Source organism: Paraburkholderia fungorum, from assembly GCF_003610895.1.
GTDB lineage: Bacteria > Pseudomonadota > Gammaproteobacteria > Burkholderiales > Burkholderiaceae > Paraburkholderia > Paraburkholderia fungorum_B.
In genome coordinates this window covers 1-22,538 of sequence record NZ_MCAS01000011.1, presented here as the reverse complement: position 1 = coordinate 22,538, position 22,538 = coordinate 1, and the positions used below count along the sequence as shown (strand labels likewise).

The following is a 22,538-nucleotide window of genomic DNA, read 5'->3' as shown; positions in this document are numbered from 1 at the left end:
GAATACGACACCGCACGTTTTTAATCACCGTACTCAGTTAAAGCGTACGTATTCGAAATCGACCGGCTGACGGTTCACACCCATGGCCGGCGGCGCAATCCAGTTCGCAAACTTGCCGGGCTCGGTGACCGGTCCCATCAGCGACGCGACATAGGCGCGATCTTCCGGCGTCGCGAGCCATTTCGCTTCATTGACAGCCCATTCAGTCTCGCTCACCACGCGGCCATCCGGCGACACGCGAGTCCCCGCAAACGTGCCGATCTGCCGGTTGAATGCTTTATGCGGCACCGTCATACGGAAATCGATGCCGGCCTTCTCGAGCACCTTGTTCCAGCGGCCGACGCCCGCCACCGAATCTTTAATATAGTCGTCGCGCAGCACCTCGTTCATTGCATTGAGCATCGGCACTTCACGCTCGACCAGTTTGCCGTCCTGCACGTCGAGCAGCTTGTAGCTTTGAGCGTTCAGTTGATGATCGTCGTCGCGCTTGTTTTCTTCATAACGCCCCTTCAGACCCGAGCTATAGAACGTCGCGGCATTCGATGAATGATCGGCGCCGAACAGGTCGATCGTGACCGAGTAATGGAAGTTCAGATAACGCTGGATAGTCGGCAAATCGATCACCCCGGCCGCGCGAATCTTCGCGACGTCGTCCGTGCCCAGTTCGTTCATCACCTGCGCGGTGCGCTGGATCACGCGCGACACGCCCGATTCGCCGACGAACATGTGATGCGCTTCTTCGGTCAGCATGAACTTCGTGGTGCGCGCAAGCGGATCGAAACCCGACTCGGCGAGCGCCGACAACTGGAACTTGCCGTCGCGGTCGGTGAAGTACGTGAACATGTAGAACGCCAGCCAGTCCGGCGTCTTCTCGTTGAAGGCGCCGAGAATACGTGGATTGTCTTCGTCACCCGAACGGCGGCCGAGCAGTGCTTCGGCTTCCTCACGGCCGTCGCGGCCGAAATAGCGGTGCAGCAGGTACACCATCGCCCACAGGTGGCGGCCCTCTTCCACGTTCACCTGAAACAGGTTGCGCAGATCGTACATCGACGGCGCGGTCAAACCCAGATGCCGTTGCTGCTCGACCGATGCCGGTTCCGTGTCGCCTTGCGTCACGATGATGCGGCGCAGATTCGCACGGTGTTCGCCCGGCACGTCCTGCCACGCGGCCTCGCCCTTGTGCTCGCCGAAATGAATCTTGCGGTCCTGCTCACCGGGTGTGAGGAAGATGCCCCAGCGATAGTCCGGCATCTTCACGTGATCGAAATGCGCCCAGCCGCCCGCGTCGACACTCACCGCCGTGCGCAGATACACGTCGTAGCCATGCGAGCCTTCCGGGCCCATATCGCCCCACCACGACAGAAAATTCGGCTGCCATTGTTCGAGTGCACGCTGCAATGCGCGGTCGTCGGCGAGATTGACGTTGTTCGGAATCTTTTCGCTGTAGTTGATCGTAGACATGGTCGGTTCCTTGGTCGGAAACTGCAGTGCTTGAGTATGAGAGGCGCGTATCGGCAGGCGGCGTCGCTATCGGTTGCGTCGCGTCGCGTCGTGAAGCATCAAACGCGCGAGACGTCGAATTGCGCCTTGCTGCCCTTGCCGTACACCTTGAGCGCGCCCTTCTCGCCCACTGCGTTCGGCCGGTTGAAGATCCAGTTCTGCCAGGCGGTGAGACGTCCGAAAATGCGCGTCTCCATCGTTTCCGGGCCGTTGAAGCGCAGATTCGCTTCCAGACCGGTCAAGGCATCCGGCGACATGGCCGCGCGTTCTTCGAGCGCGATGCGGATTTCGTCGGCCCAATCGATATCGTCGGGAGACGCGGTCACGAGACCCAGGCGTTCGGCTTCGACCGGCTTGATCGCCTGGCCGATCTTCGAACGCACCGCATCGAGCGGTTCGGCTTCCTCATAGAAGCGGCGAGCAAGACGCGATTGATGCGTGACCATCGGATAGAGACCGAAGTTGACTTCCGACAGCGTGATCGCCGGTTCTTCGTCCTCGTTGCTTGGCAGTGCCGCCATATAGCTGCGGTCGCAGGCAAACGCGAGTTCCGCGAAGGTGCCCGCAAAGCACGAGCCTGGTTCGATCAGCGCGAACAGCGAACGCGAGGACACGTCGATGCGCGCCAGCGTGCGGCGCAGGAGACCGATGGTCTCGCGCACGAACCAGTGGTTCCTGTGCTGCATGAGTGTGGCGTCGGCGGCGAGCAGGTTGCGTGCATCGCCTTCGGTCTTGAAGACCCAGGTGCCGACTTCGAGCTCGTTGGTGCGCATCGACAGGATGGCGTCGTCGAGTTCGCGGGCGAACTGCAACGGCCACCAGCTCGTGCCGGCGGCGACGATCGCGTCGATTCCGGTCGGTTGTCCGGCCTGCGGCGCCCTGGCCGTGAAGGTGGCGATACGCTTTGCACGGTCGATCGTGACGTCGAGCGTCTTGTAAGTCAGGCCGTCTTCGCGATCGGTGCGTTCAATACGTGTGAGCACCACACCTTGCGCGTCCGCCGGACGATCGCTCTGTTCGGCGAGTTCAAGCGCACGCGCCTGAATCGTCTGATCGAACTGATTCGGCTTCACCACTTCATCCACGAGACGCCATGCTTTTGCCCGCTCGCCGCGGATGCCTTCCACTACCGTGCAGAAAATGTCCGCACGATCGTGACGCACCTTGCGTTTATCGGTCACGCGCGTGAGGCCGCCGGTGCCCGGCAGCACGCCCAGCAGCGGCACTTCCGGCAGCGATACCGACGACGAGCGGTCATCCACCAGATAGATTTCGTCGCAAGCGAGCGCGAGTTCATAACCGCCACCGGCGCACGCACCGTTTACCGCGGCAAGAAACTTCAGACCTGAATGACGCGACGAGTCTTCCAGACCGTTGCGCGTTTCGTTGGTGAACTTGCAGAAGTTGACCTTCCACGCATGCGTCGAGAGACCCAGCATGAAGATGTTCGCACCCGAGCAGAACACGCGGTCCTTCAGGCTCGTCAGCACCACCGTCCTGACTTCGGGATGCTCGAAGCGGATGCGCTGTATCGCGTCGTGCAATTCGATATCGACCCCGAGGTCGTATGAATTCAGCTTCAGCTTGTAGCCGTCACGAATGCCGCCGTCCTCGGCGATATCGATGCCGAGGGTCGCGACCGGACCGTTGAAACTCAGCTTCCAATGCTTGTACTGCGAGGGATCGGTGCGGTAGTCGACCGGCGCGATTGCGGTTTCTGCTGTTGCTGTGGACATGGGGCGTCTCCTGGCTGGACGATGCAAAACTTGTTTTTTGAACAATAGTGCATCGTCACTCCCATGTAAAGCACTTTAATGCATGTTTGCTAGTAAACCCTGACACCTCACTGCATGTCAGCTCACTCGTGCGTCGTCCGGCGATTCGGCCGCGAGCCTTGCGGCGAGCCGGTCGCGCAGCTGCAAATAGGCGTCGGCCAAGGTTTTTTCGCTGGTATCGAAGGTCATGTCGGCGCGGCCGTACAGCTCGCCGCGCCCCGCCAGGATGCGCTTGAGGTCGTCCATCGCTTCCTTGTTGCCCGACATCGGGCGCAGGTCGCCTTGCGCGACGACACGGCGCATATGCTCTTCCGGCGTGGCCTGCAGCCATACCGTGAAACAGTGCGACAGCAGCGCGTTAAAGGTGCCGGACTCCGACACCAGACCGCCCGGCGACGCAATCACGGCGCGCTCATGCTCCTGAATCACCGCCTCGAGCGCCCGGTGCTCATAGCGCCGGTATGCACTCGCGCCATAGAGGGAATGAATCTCCGAGGGCGGGCAGCCGGCAAGTTGCTCGATCACGCGCGTGAGTTCGACGAACGGCACCTTGCGCTCCTGTGCCAGCATCCGTCCAAAGGTCGACTTGCCGGCCCCGCGCAAGCCGATCAGCGCGATCCGGTCCTTGCGATGCGGGTCGCGCGGTGCCTGCGCGAACATCTCGGCCAGCGCCACGCGAGCGCGCTGCAACGCGGCCTGGTCACGGCCTTGCAGCAGTTCGCGGATCAGCAGCCATTCAGCGGAGGCGGTTGTTTCGTCGCCGATTACCTCGGCCAGTGGACAGTTCAGCGTTGCCGCGATCTGCCGCAGCACCAGCACCGACGCATTCCCCACGCCCGACTCCAGGTTCGCCAGATGACGTTCGGACAACCCGGTTTCAGTGGCCAGCGTCTTGCGCGTCATGCCGCGGCGAGCGCGCAGCAGCCGCACACGCTCGCCCATCGCCGTCAGAAACGGATCGCGTTCCTCGCGCTCGCCGCCGCGCTCGGCCCCGCCATCCGCCCGCCCCGTGCGGCTTGCCTCTTCATCAGCAGAATCATCCAGCGGCGTGGAAGAGTAATTTTGGTTCATGTTTAACTGCCTCTTGAATGCGTTACATGTACTATAGTGCTTGACAGGTGCTGAGTGAACGGTTAATTTTCGCCAAATATTGATCCAATAACAAACGCTGTCGAGGTTTTTCGGCAGCGTCACGGAAACGGTGCGGCGACACACATGAATTAACGTGCGTGCGCGTGCCGATCTGGAGGCTTGTATGTCCCCACATGACTTTCAACGCCTGATTGCGGGCGTGACTGAGCAACTCGCCGGCCGGCCGCTCGACGGCACGCTGGCCACCTGGCTCAACAGCACTTATCCCGCGGACGGTTCGACCTTCCGCGATCTGGCCGACGCCTGCCGCACCGGCGTGGCTGAAGGCTGGTTATGCAACCGCGAAGGCGGCGGCATTCGCTATGGCCGGATCTTCAAGGCCTTGCCGGACACCCACGGCTTTTCCGTCGACGTCGTCGATATGAAGGATATTGCCGGTCCTCATCACATTCATCCGAACGGCGAAATCGATCTGATCATGCCGCTCACCGAGGGCGCCACCTTCGACGGTCATCCGGCCGGCTGGTGCGTGTACGGCCCCGGCAGCGCACACCGCCCGACCGTCGCAAATGGGCAGGCGCTGGTGCTGTATCTGTTGCCGCAAGGCGCGATCGAGTTCACCACCCCATCACCTTCCGCCCGGGCTTCATCATGACCGAACTATTGAAAAACTACCTTGCAGGCCAGTGGGTTGCGGGCAACGGTGACGGAATCACGCTTACCGACCCGGTCACCGGCGAAGCACTCGTGCGCGTGTCGAGTCAAGGTCTCGATCTCGCCCATGCATTTGGCTTCGCGCGTGAAGAAGGCGGCAGCGCCCTGCGCGCGCTGACCTATGCGCAGCGCGCCGCCCGTCTCGGCGAAATCGTCAAACTGCTGCAGACGAAACGCGAGGACTACTACGCGATCGCAACCGCGAACTCGGGCACCACGCGCAATGATTCGGCGGTCGACATCGACGGTGGCATCTTCACGCTGTCGTACTACGCGAAGCTCGGCGCTTCGCTCGGCGACGCGCATGCGCTGCGTGACGGCAACGTCATATCGTTGAGCAAGGACCAATCGTTCAGCGTGCAGCACGTGCTTACGCCCACACGCGGTGTCGCCCTCTTCATCAACGCGTTCAATTTCCCGTCGTGGGGCCTGTGGGAAAAAGCAGCACCTGCGTTGCTATCCGGTGTACCCGTCATCATCAAACCCGCCACGGCGACGGCATGGCTCACGCAGCGAATGGTCGCCGACGTGGTGGATGCCGGCATTCTTCCGCCCGGCGCCTTGTCCGTCATTTGCGGCAGCTCCGCGGGTCTGCTCGATCAGATTCAGACATTCGACGTGGTGTCCTTCACCGGCTCCGCGCAAACCGCTGCAACATTGCGCGCGCATCCGGCTTTCGTCGAGCGCGGCGCGCGTCTGAATGTCGAGGCCGACAGTCTCAACAGCGCGATTCTCTGTGCCGACGCAACGCCCGACACTCCCGCCTTCGACCTGTTCATCAAGGAAGTGGTGCGGGAAATGACCGTGAAGTCCGGTCAGAAATGCACGGCGATCCGGCGCGCGTTTGTGCCGGAAGCATCGCTCGAGGCGGTGCTCGACGCACTCAAGGCAAAGCTGGCGAAAATCAGCGTCGGCAATCCACGCAACGAGGCCGTGCGCATGGGTTCGCTCGTCAGCCGCGAGCAGCACGATAACGTGCTGGCCGGCATCGCCGCGTTGCGAGAGGAAGCGGTGCTCACATACGACGGCTCGGTGGCAGCCTTTATCGATGCGGACGCAACGATTTCGGCTTGCGTTGCGCCACATCTGTTCGTGGTCAACGACCCTGATAACGCGACACTGCTGCACGACGTCGAAGTGTTTGGACCGGTGGCAACCGTGGCGCCGTATCGCGTCGCCGCCGCGGCCAGCGGCACCCTCCCCGAAGCTCATGCAATTGCGCTCGCGCGACGCGGTCAGGGTTCGCTCGTCGCATCGATCTATTCGAACGACGACGCGCATCTCGGCAAGCTCGCCCTGGAACTTGCCGATTCGCACGGACGCGTCCACGCGATCTCGCCTTCGGTCCAGCAGAGCCAGACCGGCCACGGCAACGTGATGCCGATGTCGCTGCATGGCGGGCCGGGCCGCGCGGGTGGCGGCGAAGAACTCGGCGGCTTGCGTGCGCTGGGTTTCTATCACAGGCGCTCGGCCGTTCAGGCATCGGGCGCCGCACTGGACGCGTTGACGCAAACCACGCATCTGCCCGCCGCGTAGCAGCACAAGACAGAAAAGAAGGAAGGAAGCAATCAGACAGTAAGCATCGCGCGGATCATGAGCATATAAGCGCCGGACCGCCCCCACCCGTTGGAGGAGACATATGGAAGCCCTGCTGGAACCGGCTGCGCATCAGCCCGCCGTGACGGTCGAAGCGCCGCCCGCGCTATTTAACTTCGCGGCCTACCTGTTTCAACTGAATGAAACGCGCGCCGCTAAAACTGCTTATATCGACGACACCGGCATCACCACTTACGGCGAACTCGATGAGCGGGTCCGGCGCTTCGCGAGCGCATTGCGCACACTCGGCGTGCATCCGGAAGAACGCGTACTGCTGGTGATGCTCGATACCGTCGAGCTGCCGGTCGCCTTTCTCGGCGCGCTCTATGCGGGCGTCGTGCCGGTCGTCGCCAACACGCTGCTCACGGCGGCTGATTACGTTTACATGCTGACGCACAGCCACGCGCGTGCCGTCATCGCATCAGCTGCGTTGCTGCCGAATGTCGTCGAGGCGATGAATACCGCCGAACATGACGGTTGCCAGTTGATCGTCTCGCAGCCGCCGGAAAACCAGCCGTTGAACGGGCCGCGAGACGCGCCGTTGCTCAACGAACTGATCGACGCGGCCACGCCCGCTATCAAGCCATGCACGACCGGTTGCGACGACATCGCCTTCTGGCTGTATTCGTCCGGCTCGACCGGCAAGCCGAAAGGCACCGTCCACACGCATGCGAATCTGTACTGGACCGCTGAGTTGTATGCCAAGCCGGTGCTTGGCATTGTCGAAAGCGACGTGGTTTTCTCCGCTGCCAAATTGTTCTTTGCGTACGGTCTCGGGAATGGTCTGACGTTCCCGCTTTCAGTCGGCGCGACGGCTGTATTGATGGCCGAGCGCCCCACCGCCGACGCCATCTTCACGCGCCTCGTGCGGCATCGTCCAAGCATTTTCTACGGCGTACCGACGCTTTACGCGAGCATGCTCGTCTCGCCCAACCTGCCTGCGCGCGCCGATGTCGCGATGCGTGTGTGCACGTCCGCGGGTGAAGCGCTGCCGCGCGAAATCGGCGAGCGCTTTACCGCCCACTTCGGCTGCGAGATTCTCGATGGCATCGGTTCAACCGAAATGCTGCATATCTTCCTGTCGAATCGCGCGGGCGCGGTCGAGTACGGCACCACAGGGCGCCCCGTGCCCGGTTATGAAGTCGAACTGCGGGACGAAGCCGGCCATGCGGTGCCGGACGGCGAAGTCGGCGATCTGTTTATCAAAGGGCCGAGCGCGGCACTCATGTACTGGAGCAATCGCGAGAAATCACGCGCGACGTTCCTTGGCGAGTGGATCCGCAGCGGCGATAAATACCGCCGTCTCGCGAACGGCTGCTACGTGTATGCGGGCCGCAGCGACGACATGCTGAAAGTGAGCGGCCAGTATGTATCGCCCGTTGAAGTGGAAATGGTTCTGATGCAACACGACGCGGTACTGGAAGCAGCCGTGGTCGGCGTGGATCACGGCGGTCTCGTCAAGACACGTGCGTTCATCGTATTGAAGCGTGAATTCGTGCCGTCTGAGATACTCGCGGATGAGTTGAAGGCCTTCGTCAAGGAGCGGCTCGCGCCGCATAAGTATCCGCGCGATATTCTGTTCGTCGACGATTTGCCGAAAACCGCCACCGGTAAGATTCAACGCTTCAAACTGCGCGAACAGTCATAAGGTAAGCCATGCAGAACCCCGCCACTCCGGCCGTTGTCAGCCGCTTTGCAGAACTGCCCGCCACGGCATCGCATGGGCCGTTGCGCATCGAGTACCGTTGGGTCAATGAAACGGCGGGCAATGCACCCATCGCCGTATTTCTGCATGAAGGGCTCGGCTCGATTGCAATGTGGCGCGACTGGCCGCTAGCTTTGAGCGAGCGTCTCGGTATGCGCGGTCTCGTCTATTCGCGGCCTGGCTATGGATTGTCCACGCCGCGCGCGCATGAGGTCAAATGGCCGGTCGATTTCATGACTGCGCAAGCGCGCGATATTCTGCCCGCTTTGTTGGACGCGCTCGATATCAGTGCTCAGGAACGCAAGCGCATGTGGTTAATCGGCCATAGCGACGGCGGTTCGATCACGCTGCTCTACGCAGCGTTGCATGCGAATGAACTGGCCGGCGCGGTGGCGATCGCGCCGCATGTATTCGTCGAAGACATCTCGGTGGAAAGCATCGCGCAGACCAAACAACTCTATGAAAGCACGGATCTGCGCGGCAAACTCAGCCGCTATCACGCCGACGTCGACTCCGCGTTCTACGGCTGGAACGATATCTGGCTGAATCCGGCTTTCAGGCAATGGCGTATCGTGGATGAACTGAGCGCCATCAGGCAACCCCTGCTTGCGGTGCAGGGGCACGACGACAACTACGGCACGATGGCGCAGATCGATACGATCGGAGAGCATGTACCGCATGCGCAACTGGTCAAGCTCGATGCTTGCGGACACTCGCCGCACCGCGATGCGCCGGATGCGCTAAACGAAGCTATCGCAGCGTTTATTTCGCACCAACGCTGAACCGCAGGAAGATCGCGGCGCGCCCCCAGGACACGCCGCGACAGGATTTCTTCCGCTCAAACCACGGTCGAAAGCCCCAACGTCAACACTAGCGCCGTCACCGAAATAATCGTTTCGCAGACGGTCCACGTCTTGAAGGTTTGCGGCACCGTCATGCCGAAGTACTCCTTCACCAGCCAGAAGCCGCCGTCGTTCACGTGCGACAGGATCAGCGAACCCGCACCGGTGGCCAGCACCAGCAACTCGGGCCGCACACCGCCTACCGTGCCCGCCGCCGCTGCGGCAATCGGCGCGATGATGCCGGCCGCCGTCGCCATGGCTACCGTCGCCGAACCGGTCGCCACGCGAATCAACGCCGCCACCAGCCAGGCGAGAATGAGCAGCGGCACGTGCGCGCCCGTCGCGACATCGACGATCGCCTTCGACGCGCCGCTATCGATCAGAATGCGCCCGAAACCCGCACCCGCTCCCACCACCAGCGTGATACTCGCAGTCGGCGCAAGACATTCGTTGGTGAACTTGAGGATCTGCTCGCGGTTAAAGCCGCGCGACTTGCCGAACGTATAGAAGCTCAACAGCACGGCGAGCAGCAGCGCCATGTCCGGATGACCAATCAGGCGCAACGCGTTGTTCAGCGACGATTTGGCCGGCACGATCAGATCCGCCCAGCTACCGATCAGCATCAGCAACACCGGCAGCAGCACCGTCAACAACGTAATGCCGAAACCCGGCAGTTCCTGCTGCGAGCGCTTCGCATCCTGTTCGATGAACTGCTGCGCCATCGGATTAATGCCGTCGAGCACCACAAAGCGCGCGATCAGCTTGGAGAACAACGGCCCCGCAACGGCTGCGGTCGGGATGCCGACAATCAGCGCGTAGAAAATCGTATGACCGATATCCGCGTTGTACGCCGTGACCGCAAGCAGCGCAGCCGGGTGCGGCGGAATCAGACCATGTACGACGGACAAGCCGGCCACCATCGGAATGCCGACGCGAATCATCGACGTGCCGGTCCGCTGCGCGACATTGAACGCGATCGGAATCAGCAGCACAAAGCCCACTTCAAAAAACACCGGCAAGCCGACGAGGAATGCGATGCACATCATCGCCCAATGCACGTTCTTCGGCCCGAACAGGCTGATCAGCGTGCGCGCGATCCGCTCCGCACCGCCCGACTCCGCCATCATCTTGCCGAGCATCGTGCCGAGCCCGACCACGATGGCGATATGGCCAAGCGTGCCGCCCACACCGGTCTCGAACGACTTGAGAATCGACGTCGCCGGCATGCCGACGGCGAGTGCCAACGCCACCGACACCATCATCAGCGTAATGAACGGATTCATCTTGAAGCGCGCAATCAGCACGACTAGCGCGATGATGGCAATCAATGCATAGACGAGTAACAGACTTCCTTGAACGGTCGCCATAAGTGCTCCTGAAAAGAAAGATCCGCGCCGCGGTTTCCGTTAAGCGGAATGTTGTATGAGCAGCGGCGCGGGCGGCGGGCTTAGAACTTGTGGCGGATACCGGCAACGGTCACGAACTGGCCGTTGTTGCTCGACGGATTCGAAATGCCTTCAACCCATGCGTGCGAACCGGATCCACGTTGATAGATGCCGTTCAGATAGAGGTCGGTGGTCTTCGACAGGAAGTACTCACCGCCCACGCTCACCTGGTTGTAGTGCGCGTTGGTGGCCGTGGTGCCGTTGGCCTTCTGCGTGGTGTAGATGTAGCCGAGCGCAAGCAGTGTGGCCGGCGTGAGCTGGTACTTCATGGCGGCTTCGTAGTTGGCGAAGTGCAGGCTGCCGCCGTTGAGCAGCTGGAATTGCGAGTTCGTGTACAGCAGCAGGACGGTTGCCGGACCGAATACATACGAGCCGCCCGCGCCCCACACCTGATTGCGCTGCACGCCGCTAATGATCGACGAGCCGGTGCCGTAATAATTGTCCGACGGCGCCGCGCCCGCAGTATTGCTAGCCGGCTGATTGACCAGCGAATAGGCCGCGTCGAGGTGCAGCGGACCGTTCACATAGTCGGCGCCCACGCTCCATGCGCGATTGTTGGCGAACTGGCCTGCCGTATTCGAGAACGCGTACATTGCGTTCGCGGTAAATCCCGCATAGGTAGGCGTGGTGTACTTGATCGCGTTGTCGGTGCGGTACGTGTTGTTGATGTCGTCGTTGTCGTAGATCGCATTGCCGTACTGGCTCATCGCGCCGACGCCATTGATCTGCATGTTCGACAGATAGTCCTGCACGCTGTTGTACTGACGGCCGAGCGTGACTGTGCCCGCCGTGTTGTTGGAGAGCGCCACCCATGCGCTGCGGCCAAACATGCGGCCGCCCTGGCCGGATGCGCCACTCTCAAGGCTGAAGCCATTCTCGAGCTTGAACAGGACCTTGTTGCCTCCGCCCAGATCTTCACTGCCGAGCAGGCCCCAGCGCGAACCCTGCACATTGCCCTGGGTTGCCTGATACGCCTTCTCACCTTTCTGATTATTGGTGAAAGTAAAGCCGGCATCGACGATGCCGTACAGCGTCACGCTGCTTTGCGCGTGGGCAGCCTGGGCAGCCAGTCCGGCTGCAGCCAACGCAATGGCCGTACGGAGAATGTGTTTGTGCTTCATGGTTTCCTCAAGTCGAAAGAGAGACGGACGCCGGTTGCACGATCGTGTTCCGGCGATATAAGTAGTACTAAACAGGCAAGTCAAAGCAACACCGGAACCTGGTCCGGTGCTACGGTCAAACAACGGTCATCGGTAAAGCAATATGAGCCGGAGAAAATCAGTCTGGCCAATTCCGGCGCGCGGCAATGCGGCGTGCGTCGCGCTGATGGAACGGTGTGACGACGGGTTCGGGCGACTGCCGCGCGCGCTCGAGTTCGGCAATGAGCCGCGCCAGTACGATCTGTTCTTCACCCGGATGCAGATTGCACGGGTCGAGGAAAAAGAAATGCAGCTCCGCCTCATGATCGCGCACGATCACCGGCGCTTCGCCTTCGGGCGGCCGCGCGAGCGCATCGGCGAGATCCCACGCCGTGATACGAGCCTGCCTGGGATCGATATGCAATTTCAGACGGTCGAGCGGATTGCCGGTCGGGTCGGCGTCGATCTCCGCCCAAACGCCGTCGCAGCGATTCAAGGTTTCGCGCCACAGTGTGAGGTAGCCGCGTTCGCGGGCGCGCACCGCGACCGGGTCGCGCCGCTGCCACTGCTCGAGCGCGGCCATTGCGCCCACGATACCTTCCTTGCCCACTTTCATGCCGCGACCAATACCGCCATTCTGGAAATACGCGGCACGCACCAGCGCTTTCTTGCCCGCAACAATTCCGGCGGTCAACCCACCGAGAAACTTGTGCGCCGAGTAAAGCGCGAAATCGGCGCCGGCTGCGATAAAGCGTTGCAGGTCGTATTCGGAAGCCGCATCGACGATCACCGGCACGCCCTTCGCATGCGCGATCGCAATAAATTCTTCGAGCGGAATCATGCCGAACTGCACCGTATGATGCGAAACCACGTAAAGCGCCGCGGCGGTGCGTTCGGTGATGGCGGTGTTCAACTGGTAGCCGTGCGCTTCGGTCGCCGCGCCCACCGGCACGACGCGCGCGCCGGACAGACGAATCGCCTGGTCCACCGGTGCGCCATAATTGACGAGGTGGCCGGTTTGAATCACGACTTCATGGCGCGGCATGGCGCTCGTGTCAGGCAGCCGTTCGATCAGACCGAGGTCGTCACCCGTCATGGTGGCGGCAATGGAAAGCGTGATGGCAGCCGAACACGACGCGGTGATGTACCCGGCTTCGCTGCCGCACGCCTCGGCAATCGCCGCCGAGGCGCGGCGCTGCAGATCGTCGATCTCGACGAACTGCGGCAGTACTTGCGCCACCGCGTCGATTACCGGTGCGCTGACACTGGACGCGCCGAGACCCGTCATCGTGCCCGAAGCATTGATGACAGGGCGTAAGCCAAAGCGAGAGCGAATGTCCATGAAGCGCCTCCAACCCGGTATTTCTTAATTATGGAATATATGTTGTAATTGCGGATCAGTCTAGCATACAATCAAGCTGCGTCAACTGGACAAAAACATCCCGCGTCAGAGGAGCACGATGGCTCGCACGTCCCGACCTTCCGCGTCCGAAGCAGTACCCGCCGCGGCCCCCGCCGGCACCGAACCCCAATCCGCAGGCCGCGAGGAAAGTGCCGCGCCGCGCACACGCACCAGCGCGATAGATCGTGCCGTGCAGATTCTCGACGCGCTCCAGCAGGCGAACCGCCCCGCCACCGCCTATGAAGTCGCACGCATGGTCGGCGCGCCGCTGTCCACCGTGTACTCCATCATCAACGATCTGGTTGAGAAGAACCTGCTGGCGCGGCGCATGGACGGCACCATCTGGCTCGGCTCGCGTCTGTATGGTTATGGTTTGACGTACGCGAGTTCGCTCGACTACCTCGCCGTCGCCAATGAAGAAATGCAGCGGCTCTCGGCGGAAGTCGAAGAAACCGTACAAGTCTGCGGACTCGAAGACGGCATGATGGTCGTGCAGCAGATGGCTGAAGGCCCCGGGCATTTTCGGGTGACCTCGCGAGTCGGCAGCCGCGTGCCGCTCAACTGGACCGCGTCCGGCCGTTTGCTGGTCGGGCATCTGCCGGATGCCGAACGGGTCGCGTTCTTCGCACAGCACGCGCAAAGCTCGCCCACCGGCCGCGCGGAGACCCGGCCGCAAGTGCTCGCGCAGATCGCACGCGAAGCATTGGAAGCACGGCTGTCGATCCAGATTGGCGAATCGGATGCGTCCGTGGCATGTCTCGCGGCGCCCGTGCTCGACAACACCGGTGCGTGCGTCTTCACGATTTCGATCGTGATGCCCGAGGCGAAAGCTGCGCTCGGCACCGAGCGTTTCGCGCAAGCCGTGCAGGCGGTAGCCGCCCGTATCGAAGCACGCCTCGGCTGGCGGCATCGCGAGCAGGAGCCGGCGGCGTAAGGCCACCTTAAGCTTCGCCTCTGCACGCCACGCTCACTTCTTAAAGACCGCTCACCATCACATCCCAATCGATGAACTGCTACGACCGGCTGCACACGCGCGGCCTCAAGCTCCCGCAAGTGCCGACGCCGATCGGCAATTTCACCCACTGCACACGCGAGGGCAATCTGCTGTTTCTGTCCGGCCAGGGACCGCTCGACGAAACCGGCTCGCTGATGACCGGCAAGGTTGGCGCCAACGTCAGCGCGGACGAAGCGTACCGGCACGCGCAAATGGTCGGCCTGAATCTGCTCGCGGTGCTGCATAACGAACTGGGCGATTTGCGGCGCGTGAAGCGCGTCGTCAAGCTGCTGGGCATGGTCAACGCGGCGCCGGATTTCACCGAGCATCCGCGCGTGATCAACGGTTGCTCTGATCTGTTCGTCGACGTGTTCGGCGATGCCGGTCGGCATTCCCGCTCGGCGGTTGGTGTCGGTTCCCTGCCGGGCAATATTACCGTCGAGATCGAGGCGATCGTAGCGATCCAGGATTGACGGCAGCCCAATTCTCAACAAATACCCAAATTTCCACATCTTCACAAAAGTTACACAGGTAAGCGACTATTCTTGCGCATCGCTGACCTGGGCGCGTGGATGCCCTGGCGCATCCTCCCCGTGCCGGAGACATTGCCATGTCTGTTGTGTCGAAGCCGACTACTGCCTTACATCGCAAACGTTTGGCAGGCGCATTGGCCGCCGTGTCGCTCTGCCTGCTAGTCGGCGCCTGCGGCAACGACGACCATGCATCGGATACGAGCACCACGAGTTCTACCGACGCAGCCGCCGATAACGGCGGCGCTTCACAGGTCCTGTCAGCGAACCCGTCCGCTTCATCTGCATCACCAGCCGCATCTGCACTACCCGCACTCACGATTCAAACCCCAGCACTGCCCGCATCAAGCGCCGACGCGGCGTTGTCCGCTGCCGCGTCGACGCCGCTCGTCGCACCCGTCATTCACACCGCAGATTGAGTTTCGCGCCCCATACGACGCGCGGCTCACGCTCGCGCGCCGTATGGTTCGTTCATCTTATGAAGATCGAAAGCCAAGACCATGACTTCAAAAAATCGCCGTGATTTTCTGCGCTCCGCCGCGCACGCCGCCGGTTCCGCCACCGCGTTGAGCATGTTGCCGCTGGGCATTCGCAACGCCCTCGCGATTCCCGCCAACAACAAGACCGGCAGCATTCGCGACGTCGAGCACATCGTCGTGCTGATGCAGGAAAACCGCTCGTTCGACCACTACTTCGGCACGCTCAAGGGCGTACGCGGTTTCGGCGACACCCGCGCGATCAACCTGCCCAACGGCAAGCCGGTGTGGTATCAGCCGCTCGCCGCGGATCTCGGCTATGTGCTGCCGTTCCGCCCCACCGCGCCGAACCTCGGCCTGCAGTTTCTGCAGGATCTGGCGCACGACTGGACCAGCACGCACGCAGCGTGGAACGGCGGCCGCTACGATCAATGGGTGCCCGCCAAGGGCACCACGACGATGGCCTACCTCACGCGCGACGACATTCCGTTTCACTATCAACTCGCCGACGCGTTCACGATCTGCGACGCGTACCACTGCTCGCTGATGGGCCCGACCGACCCGAACCGCTACTACATGTGGAGCGGTTGGGTGGGCAACGACGGCAGCGGCGGCGGACCGGTGATCGACAACGCGGAAGCCGGCTACGGCTGGTCCACCTATCCGGAAGTACTGCAGAACGCCGGCATCACCTGGAAGATCTATCAGGACATCGGTACGGGACTCAACGCCAGCGGCTCGTGGGGCTGGACGCAGAACCCGTACATCGGCAACTACGGCGACAACTCGCTGCTCTACTTCAATCAGTACCGCAACGCGCAGCCGGGCAATCCGCTGTACGACAACGCCCGCACCGGCACGAACGCGGCCAACGGGGACGGCTACTTCGATATCCTCAAGCGCGACGTGCAGAACAACGCCCTGCCGCAAGTCTCGTGGATCGTCGCGCCGGAAGCGTATTCCGAGCACCCGAACTGGCCGTCGAACTACGGTGCGTGGTACGTCGACCAGGTCCTGCAGATTCTCACGTCGAATCCCGAGGTGTGGAGCAAGACGGTGCTGCTGATCAACTACGACGAAAACGACGGCTTCTTCGATCACATGGCCCCGCCGTTCGCGCCGGCATCGAGCGCAAACGGTTTGTCGACCGTCGACACCAGCAACGAGAACTACGCGGGCAATGGCAGCACGCCGGCGGGTCCGTATGGACTCGGCCCGCGCGTGCCGATGCTGGTGGTCTCGCCGTGGTCGAAAGGCGGCTATGTGTGCTCGGAGTTGTTCGACCATACGTCGGTGATCCGCTTTATCGAAAAGCGCTTCGGCCACCAGCACAATCTCGGCGAGCCCAACATCACGCCGTGGCGCCGTGCGGTGTGCGGCGACCTGATGTCGGCGTTCAACTTCAGCACCCCGAACGATGCGTTCCCGACGCTGCCGAGCACGAGCGGCTACGTGCCGCCCGATCAGAACCGGCATCCGGACTATGTCCCGTTGCCGCCGCTCGTGCAGGCCGTGCCGAAGCAGGAACCCGGTGTGCGCCCGGCGCGTGCGCTGCCGTACGAACTGTTCGTGCGCGTGCACGGTGAAGGCGCGGAGAACAAGCTGACGATGCGCTTCGTCAATTCGGGCCGCGCGGGCGCCGTGTTTCTCGTCTACGCCGCAAATGGCCTCGCCGCACCGCTCACGTATACCGTCGAAGCCGGCAAGCGCCTGCAGGATCAGTTGCCGCTGAATGCCGACGGTACGTATGACTACACGGTCTACGGCCCGAACGGATTCCTGCGCCGCTTTGCGGGCAAGCCCGTCGCGAGAAGCTGGTGGAACGGTTCCGATATCGCGCGGCCGGAAGTCGCTGAAGGCTACGACGTCGCGAACGGCAACCTGCAATTGCGGCTGGAAAATGTGGGCAGCGCGCGTTGCCAGTTCACCATCGTCAATGCCTACGACGCCGGCAACGTGGTCAAGCATTCGGTACGCGGCGGCGACACCGAACAGTTGTACCTCGATCTGCGCAACGCTTACGGCTGGTACGACCTCGCGATCACGGTCGACACGGACCCGTCGTTCGCGCGACGCTTCGCCGGACACGTGGAAACCGGCAGGAGCAGCATGAGCGACCCGGCACTGGGAAGTTAAGTTTCCGCTCATCAATTCAGTTCAGGCAAAACGAAACGGCCGCTGCGATAGAACGCAGCGGCCGTTTTTTTTCAGGCATTCGCGTCGCACTACATACGCGATATCTTCATACGAATATAACGCCTCACAACCCCTTGCTCATGGTGCTGTTTCGGTATCCATTGAAAACCTCGCCTCGCTCGCAAAACTGTATGACATCGCGACGCGCCGCCACACGCCGTTCTCCCGGCGCTTGTCATAAACCGAAAGCATTGCCCGCTCAAGTCCGCACGACCCACGCCGTATACCGCGTATGAGGCCCCCGCCTCGCCGGCCACGGTTCACTGCTTACTCCGAAAAACTCCCTACATGTTCTCTTCCATTCGCGCGCGCATCGTCGCCCTGTGCGTCGCCATCGTTGTAGTCGCACTCGCTGCCAACACCGTTCTCAACTATGTCGTCGCCAATTCGTACAACGCCGATGCCATCGAAAGCAGTTTGAATGCTGTTGAAAGCGGTCATGCCGACGGTATCGAAGACTGGATCGCCTCCAATAGCCAGATGATCAACTCGCTGCAGGACGCCGTGTTGCAACCCGACCCGTCCGCCGCTTTAAAGCAGATCGCCGCTGCCGGAAAATTCTCTAATGTGTATGTCGGCTACGCGGACAAAACCGCGAAGTTCTCCGATCCGACCGGCATTCCGCCCGGCTACGATCCGACCGGCCGCCCGTGGTACAAGCAGGCCGCAGCAGCCGGCAAACCGGTAGTGACACCGCCGTATGTGGACGTGGGCACTGGAAAGCTCGTGGTCGCGTTCGCGGCGCCCGTGGTGCGCGACGGCGCGGTGAAAGGCGTGGTGTCCGGCGACGTCGCGATGGACAGCGTGATTGCCAACGTCAAGGCGATTCACCCGACACCCGCGAGCTTCGGCATGCTGATCGACACGAGCGGGCATATCGTCGCCCACCCCGATGCCAAGCTGACCTTGAAGCCGGTGACGGATCTCGCACCCGCGCTCACCGGCGACAAGCTGGCCGCGCTCTTCAGCGCCGAGCACCCTGTCGAAGTCGAGATGAGCGGCAGCACGAAGCTGTTGCGCGCCGAAGCCATTCCCGGCACCGACTGGTACGCGGTCGTCGCGCTCGACAAATCGGAGGCGACCGCCGGCATGCGATCGCTGTTGACGGCTTCGGTCATCGCCTTGATCGTGATCGCCGCGATCGCCGCGGCAATCGTGGCTGCCGTCACCGCCGTCTCGTTCCAGCGTCTCTCGACAGTACGTGACGCGATGGACGCAATCGGCTCGGGCGAAGGCGATCTGACACAACGTCTGCCGGCCACCGGCAATGACGAAGTCACGCAGATCGCGCGCGCGTTCAATACCTTCATCGACAAACTCAGCCACGTGATGCGCCAGATTCGCGACGCCAGCGAATCGGTGCGCGTGGCCGCGAATGAAATCGCCGCGGGCAACGTCGATCTGTCGGGTCGCACGGAGTCTGCCGCGGCCAGCCTGCAACAGACCGCTGCATCGATGGAAGAAATCACCTCGACGGTCACGCAGTCGGCCAGCGCCGCAAAGCAGGCCGACGACACCGCCGTGTCCGCGTCACAAGTCGCTTCACGCGGCGGCGTGGTGATCTCCGACGTGGTTACGACGATGGGCGAGATCGAACACGCGTCGGTGAAGATCTCCGACATCATCGGTGTCATCGACGGCATTGCGTTTCAGACCAACATCCTCGCCCTGAACGCGGCGGTCGAAGCGGCGCGCGCCGGCGAACAGGGCCGCGGCTTCGCGGTGGTGGCGGGCGAAGTGCGCAGCCTCGCGCAACGCAGCGCGCAAGCCGCCAAGGAAATCAAGGCGCTAATCGAATCGACGGTGGCGAGCGTGGCCTCCGGCTCGGGTCAGGTCCGCCAGGCCGGCAAGACGATGACGGAGATCGTCAGCAACGTCGCCAACGTGACAACCATCATTTCCGAAATCACCCAGGCGGCCAACGAGCAAACGCGCGGGATTCAGGAAGTCAATCGCGCGGTCAGCCAGCTCGACGAAATGGTTCAGCAGAACGCCGCATTGGTCGAGCAATCCACGGCCGCTGCCGCCGCATTGCAAAGCCAGGCCGTGAGTCTTGCCGGTGCCGTTGCGCAATTCAAGTTGGACTAAGGTGCATCCAGGGAAATCGCAGTGACGTTCTATAGAAATCTGAAAATCGCCGTTAAATTGGCGCTCCTCGGCGCGGTGCTGCTCACGGCAACCATGGTGGTGGGTCTGGAGGGCTGGCACGCCTTGTCGACGACACATGCGTTGCAAATTCAGTCCGCGCAAACGCTCGGCCAGTATGCGCAAGCTGCCGACACGGCGCGCGTCGCGCAGGTCGAATTCAAGAAGCAGGTGCAGGAATGGAAAGACCTGCTGCTGCGCGGCGCCGATCCGGCCGCGTTCGCCAGGTACCGTGACGCCTTCAGCAAGGAAAGCGGCACGACGCATGCCGCTTTGCTGCGACTGAAGGATCAGCTCAATGCGCTGGGTGCTAACGTGGACGGTGTCGACAAGGCGCTCGCCACCCACGCCTCCCTGCAGGAGAGCTACCTCGACGCGCTCAAGCGCTATGATGCGGCCGATCCGAATACGGCACACGTTGTCGACGGTCTGGTCAAAGGCATCGACCGCGCGCCGACCGCCGCGATCGACGATATCGTCGCTTCGGTGATGCAGCAGGCGCAAGATTCCAGCGTGCGCACGAGCGCGGCCGCGGAACGCGCGTACACGCTCGCCTGCGCGCTGCTTCTGTCGGTCGTGACGGGCTCGCTCGGCGTAGGCACGTTCGCGATCTGGTTCCTGAGCCGCAGTATCACGCTGCCGGTCAGGCAGGCGGTGGGCGTCGCGCAGGCGGTTGCGGCCGGCGATCTGCGCGCCGATGTCGCCGTGGTGAGCCGCGACGAAACCGGCCAGTTGCTCCACGCGCTCAACGACATGAATCATCGCTTGCGTCACATCGTCAGCGAGATTCGCGAAGGCGCGCACACCATTTCGTCGGCCACGCAGGAGATCGCCGCAGGCAATCTCGATCTGTCCGCCCGCACCGAACAACAGGCGGCGTCACTCGAAGAAACCGCCGCCTCGATGCAGCATTTCACCGATTCCGTTCAGCGCAACGCCAGCAACGCACGCGAGGCCACCACGCTCGCGCAAACCGCGGCGCAAGCGGCGCGCGACGGCGGCGCCGTAATGACCGACGCGGTGCGCACCATGGGCCAGATCGATGCAGCGTCCAAGCGTATCGTCGATATCATCGCGGTGGTCGAAGCGATTGCCGCGCAGACCAATATTCTGGCGCTCAACGCAGCCGTCGAAGCGGCGCGCGCCGGCACGCAAGGGCGCGGCTTCGCGGTGGTCGCAAGCGAAGTGCGCAGTCTGGCGCAGCGCTCGGCCGATGCCGCCCGCGAGATCAAGGCGCTGATTCGCGAATCGGTTGCCACCATCGACGCCGGTACACAGCTGATCAACCACGCAAGCAATACGATGGACGGTGTGGTGCAAAGCGCGGGCAGCGTCACGCGTATCGTCGAGTCGATCGCGACGGCCAGCGTCGATCAGGCTGCGGGCATTGCGGAAGTGAACGATGCGGTGACGCAGATGGACCAGGTGACGCAGAGCAATGCGGCTCTGGTCGAGCAGGCGGCCGCGGCAGCCGATGCGGTGCAGAGCAAGGCATCGGGTCTGGTGCAAAGCGTGAGTTTCTTCCGGATCGGCGCGGCGGCTTCTTAAGAGCTGAAATCAGGAGCCGAAATCGAGGCCACCGATCAATACCGCCGGCTCGCCCTGCGTGTGCGAGGAGAAATCCAGTTCGCGCACGTGGCGCCAGGCTTCCAGCTTGCGTGGCAATGCAGCCAGATAGCCGGCGAAGCGCGCGGGTCCTTCCGGGCCCATCAGCCGCTCGATTTCGTCGCTATCCCAGGTCAGGAACAGGTTCAATGGGTGCGGATAGTGACCGAGACCTTCGAGCGGCACTGCGTGAATCCGCACGCTCGTGGGGTGGCCGTGGCCGCCGTAAGGCAGTACTTCGGTATGCACGGTGGTGGCGAAGCATGCGGCGATCGCCTCGGCAATGCGAGGTGCGAACTGTTCGTCGAAACGGGCGGCACTCTCTGGGCGCATCTATGTCTCCAGCGGTTTATCTGATATTGCGGAGCATCGTAGCATGGGAGTGGGGGGGTGCCTGTGGCGTGCCTTTTGTGGGTTTGTTGCATCGGTGTGCCGGTTTTTATGATCTGCGTCTGTACCCTGCAACTCGAGGCTGTCGTTCTGGATTTTTTGGCCTTTCCTTGTTTTGTTAGTGGTCTATTTGTGTTGCCCCTGTGCGGGGCGGCACTTACTTTCTTTGCCGCCGCAAAGAAAGATAAGCAAAGAAAGCGGCGGCGGATTCAACCGGTCGTTGCAACACCTCTGTTCCAATAGGGAAATGGAGAGTGGAGCACGATGGGACGACAAAGAAGACCGTGGTTGAACACCGCACAGAAGGCGGAAATCTGGAAGCTGTGGCGCGAGGGCGAGTCGCTGAGTGAAATCGCGCGGATGCTCGAGCGCCAGCCGAGTGCCGTTTATCACGTTGTGAACAGGAACGGCGGATTTTCCCCGCCCGTGCGCACACGATCTGCACGGGCACTGACGCTGGCCGAACGCGAGGAGATATCGCGGGGCCTTGTCGCAGGCGGTACGATGGGCGAGATTGCGTTGCAACTGGGGCGCTCGAAATCGACCATCAGCCGGGAGATTTCGCGTAATGGCGGCAGCCACCGATATCGGGCGCACGAGGCCGATGTGAACGCCTGGGAGCGTGCACGGCGGCCCAAGGTGTGTGCGTTGTCAGGCAATGCGCGGCTGCGCCGGCTGGTGGCGGCCAGACTCAAATTAAAATGGGCCCCTGTACAGATAGCGGGATGGCTCAGGCGCGAGTTCCGGGTCAACAAGGACATGCAGATATCACACGAGACGATCTACCGGAGCCTGTTCATCCAGGCACGCGGGGTCCTTAAAAAGGAACTCGTCGAGCATCTTCGTACCAATCGTACGATGCGTCAGGCGAAGAGCGCCTCGGCAAGCGGGCAGAACAGGGGCAGGATAATCGGGGCCGTGTCGATCAGCGAAAGACCGGCCGAAGTGGAAGACCGCGCGGTGCCCGGGCATTGGGAAGGCGATCTGCTGGC

The 22,538-nt window shown here is 62.2% G+C and carries 18 protein-coding genes; 11 read left to right on the top strand and 7 right to left on the bottom strand.

Annotation, left to right across the window (positions count from 1 at the left end; translation table 11 throughout):
* Window positions 1-33: 33 nt before the first annotated feature.
* The 3 genes from boxB to BCY88_RS12105 all read right to left on the bottom strand — a co-directional run bounded on the left by boxB (window position 34) and on the right by BCY88_RS12105 (window position 4,346).
* Window positions 34-1,461, bottom strand: coding sequence for a benzoyl-CoA 2,3-epoxidase subunit BoxB (gene boxB / locus BCY88_RS12115; RefSeq protein ID WP_120344484.1), 1,428 nt, complete (start codon window positions 1,459-1,461; stop codon window positions 34-36).
* A gap of 98 nt (window positions 1,462-1,559) precedes the next feature.
* A complete protein-coding gene (gene boxC / locus BCY88_RS12110; protein WP_120344483.1) occupies window positions 1,560-3,236 on the bottom strand; it encodes a 2,3-epoxybenzoyl-CoA dihydrolase in 1,677 nt (558 codons plus the stop codon).
* A gap of 117 nt (window positions 3,237-3,353) precedes the next feature.
* Window positions 3,354-4,346 carry a helix-turn-helix transcriptional regulator gene (locus tag BCY88_RS12105; protein WP_120344482.1) on the bottom strand — a complete coding sequence of 331 codons (993 nt, stop codon included), beginning with the start codon at window positions 4,344-4,346 and terminating at the stop codon, window positions 3,354-3,356.
* A gap of 184 nt (window positions 4,347-4,530) precedes the next feature.
* Here BCY88_RS12105 and BCY88_RS12100 point away from each other — a divergent pair, with 184 nt between their 5' ends.
* From BCY88_RS12100 to BCY88_RS12085, 4 genes are all read left to right on the top strand, one after another.
* A complete protein-coding gene (locus BCY88_RS12100) occupies window positions 4,531-5,022 on the top strand; it encodes a DUF4863 family protein (protein WP_120344481.1) in 492 nt (163 codons plus the stop codon).
* Window positions 5,019-6,617, top strand: a complete 1,599-nt coding sequence (locus BCY88_RS12095; RefSeq protein WP_120344480.1) for a 3,4-dehydroadipyl-CoA semialdehyde dehydrogenase — start codon at window positions 5,019-5,021, stop codon at window positions 6,615-6,617. The genes BCY88_RS12100 and BCY88_RS12095 overlap by 4 nt, the downstream gene beginning before the upstream one ends.
* A 103-nt stretch (window positions 6,618-6,720) precedes the next feature.
* A complete protein-coding gene (locus BCY88_RS12090) occupies window positions 6,721-8,325 on the top strand; it encodes a benzoate-CoA ligase family protein (protein WP_120344479.1) in 1,605 nt (534 codons plus the stop codon).
* An 8-nt stretch (window positions 8,326-8,333) separates the two neighbouring features.
* Complete coding sequence (locus BCY88_RS12085) at window positions 8,334-9,164, top strand: alpha/beta fold hydrolase (protein ID WP_120344478.1); 831 nt, start codon at window positions 8,334-8,336, stop codon at window positions 9,162-9,164.
* 56 nt (window positions 9,165-9,220) lie between these two features.
* Here the strand turns inward: BCY88_RS12085 and BCY88_RS12080 are convergent, their stop codons facing one another.
* From BCY88_RS12080 to BCY88_RS12070, 3 genes are all read right to left on the bottom strand, one after another.
* Window positions 9,221-10,591 (bottom strand): GntT/GntP/DsdX family permease, encoded by a 1,371-nt coding sequence (locus BCY88_RS12080; protein WP_120344477.1) that lies wholly within the window; start codon window positions 10,589-10,591, stop codon window positions 9,221-9,223.
* An 80-nt stretch (window positions 10,592-10,671) separates the two neighbouring features.
* The gene (locus tag BCY88_RS12075) at window positions 10,672-11,790 is read right to left on the bottom strand and encodes a porin (RefSeq protein ID WP_120344476.1); all 1,119 of its coding nucleotides are present in this window, start codon (window positions 11,788-11,790) and stop codon (window positions 10,672-10,674) included.
* 157 nt (window positions 11,791-11,947) lie between these two features.
* Complete coding sequence (locus BCY88_RS12070; RefSeq protein ID WP_120344475.1) at window positions 11,948-13,150, bottom strand: aminotransferase class V-fold PLP-dependent enzyme; 1,203 nt, start codon at window positions 13,148-13,150, stop codon at window positions 11,948-11,950.
* A 118-nt stretch (window positions 13,151-13,268) separates the two neighbouring features.
* Here BCY88_RS12070 and BCY88_RS12065 point away from each other — a divergent pair, with 118 nt between their 5' ends.
* The 6 genes from BCY88_RS12065 (at window position 13,269) to BCY88_RS12040 (ending at window position 21,099) form a co-directional block, all read left to right on the top strand.
* On the top strand, window positions 13,269-14,144 hold the full coding sequence (locus BCY88_RS12065) for an IclR family transcriptional regulator (protein ID WP_120344474.1): 876 nt from the start codon (window positions 13,269-13,271) through the stop codon (window positions 14,142-14,144).
* A 71-nt stretch (window positions 14,145-14,215) separates the two neighbouring features.
* The gene (locus tag BCY88_RS12060; RefSeq protein ID WP_120344473.1) at window positions 14,216-14,677 is read left to right on the top strand and encodes a RidA family protein; all 462 of its coding nucleotides are present in this window, start codon (window positions 14,216-14,218) and stop codon (window positions 14,675-14,677) included.
* A 137-nt stretch (window positions 14,678-14,814) separates the two neighbouring features.
* Window positions 14,815-15,153 carry a hypothetical protein gene (locus tag BCY88_RS12055; protein WP_120344472.1) on the top strand — a complete coding sequence of 113 codons (339 nt, stop codon included), beginning with the start codon at window positions 14,815-14,817 and terminating at the stop codon, window positions 15,151-15,153.
* Window positions 15,154-15,234: 81 nt separating this feature from the next.
* Window positions 15,235-17,346 carry a phosphocholine-specific phospholipase C gene (locus BCY88_RS12050; protein ID WP_120344471.1) on the top strand — a complete coding sequence of 704 codons (2,112 nt, stop codon included), beginning with the start codon at window positions 15,235-15,237 and terminating at the stop codon, window positions 17,344-17,346.
* A gap of 348 nt (window positions 17,347-17,694) precedes the next feature.
* The gene (locus BCY88_RS12045) at window positions 17,695-19,494 is read left to right on the top strand and encodes a methyl-accepting chemotaxis protein (RefSeq protein ID WP_120344470.1); all 1,800 of its coding nucleotides are present in this window, start codon (window positions 17,695-17,697) and stop codon (window positions 19,492-19,494) included.
* Window positions 19,495-19,515: 21 nt separating this feature from the next.
* Window positions 19,516-21,099 (top strand): methyl-accepting chemotaxis protein, encoded by a 1,584-nt coding sequence (locus BCY88_RS12040; RefSeq protein WP_120344469.1) that lies wholly within the window; start codon window positions 19,516-19,518, stop codon window positions 21,097-21,099.
* Between the two features lie 9 nt (window positions 21,100-21,108).
* Here the strand turns inward: BCY88_RS12040 and BCY88_RS12035 are convergent, their stop codons facing one another.
* Window positions 21,109-21,489, bottom strand: coding sequence for a DUF5594 family protein (locus tag BCY88_RS12035; protein WP_120344468.1), 381 nt, complete (start codon window positions 21,487-21,489; stop codon window positions 21,109-21,111).
* 321 nt (window positions 21,490-21,810) lie between these two features.
* Here BCY88_RS12035 and BCY88_RS12030 point away from each other — a divergent pair.
* On the top strand, window positions 21,811-22,538 hold a 728-nt coding region (locus BCY88_RS12030; protein WP_147408512.1), incomplete at its 3' end, for an IS30 family transposase.